At 37.7% G+C, this 1295-nt stretch carries 1 protein-coding gene; it reads right to left on the bottom strand.

The window, feature by feature from the left end; genetic code table 11:
• On the bottom strand, positions 1-1222 hold a 1222-nt coding region (locus tag FTU03_RS15985), incomplete at its 3' end, for an IS4 family transposase (protein WP_179993461.1).
• Positions 1223-1295: the final 73 nt, after the last annotated feature.

The following is a 1295-nucleotide window of genomic DNA, read 5'->3' on the forward strand; positions in this document are numbered from 1 at the left end:
GTAAAACATACCTTTTAGATTTTTCCATTAAACTTTCTAGATGTTTAGGCAAATTACCTGCGGAAGCCAAAGAATCAAACTTCAATAGGTTAAGGATAGCAATAGAGGTAATATGAAAGCTCATTCTCAAAGGACTGACTTTTGCACGTTGCGCCATATATTTCATTTGTCTTCTTAGAATATTATAGGCAATAAAGACTCCCCATAATTCTTGATAAATCAAGGCAGGTTGTTTACTCCTTAAATGCTTCCCTTCCTGTAAGTTACTCTTGATTTCTCGGTAACACATTTCTATTTCCCAACGCTGGGCATAGAGTTTTGCTAAAGCTAATAATGGATATCTCTTTGAATCTATTAGTGAAGTGATATAACGTCTAATCTTACCTGCCTGCTCAACCTCAATGAGACGTGCCTCCCAATAGTCTCCTAAGGCTGGATTAAGTTTTTTAGCTCTTGTTGATATCGGCATTCTAATATGAAAGTCATGTTGCGAATTACGCTCCACAATCTCATACCGTAAATTATCTTTTGCACGCATAAGCCAATGACTTTCTTCTGCACGTTTTTGCCACCCGATGAGAAAATCTGCAGAGAAATAGGCTCGATCAAATAGGGTAATACTGTGTGAACAAGGAGATAATTGGCTTGCCAGTGTGAGTTCACCTTGATCCATACTACCTATTTGAGCATCTATAATTTCATGGGTCGCGGTATTTACTAAGCAGGTTGCTCTCACTTGTGGATAAGGAGCATCAGCAGTTTTTCCTTTAGATGAACCAAAGTGTGCAAAATTCTCATCTGTATAAGGCATAGACCAAACAACACCATCAACAGCGCACACACTCAGACCGTGAAAGTTTGAGTATTGCTGCTGAGATTCTTCAAACCAGGCTTGGCTAAGTAAAGAAAATAGCGCATTTAAAGGTTCTGATCCTAAACGTTGTCGTGCTTGTACTACTGCGCTAGGAACACAATATTCTGTTGTACCAAATACAAGTTTTAGCTGTTCTACGACATATCCGATAGGTTGATTTCGAAATAAAGCGAGTCCAATGACAAGCCACACCACATGTTCAGCAGGTAACTTCCTTCTTCTAATTGATGCCTTACCTGTTTGATGCAGACTTTCCTCAATCCAGTTGAAATCAATAAATTCACTAAAATGGCTAAGTGAAGGTAAAGAATGTTGAAGGGTGCAATCTAAATTTTCAGATAAAGTCATAAAAAAATGAGCGTATTTACATACACTCATTTTTACTACATTTTACTAATATTTGCTTAACTGACTGGCATTA

The organism is Acinetobacter sp. YH12046, assembly GCF_013419905.1.
Classification (GTDB): domain Bacteria; phylum Pseudomonadota; class Gammaproteobacteria; order Pseudomonadales; family Moraxellaceae; genus Acinetobacter.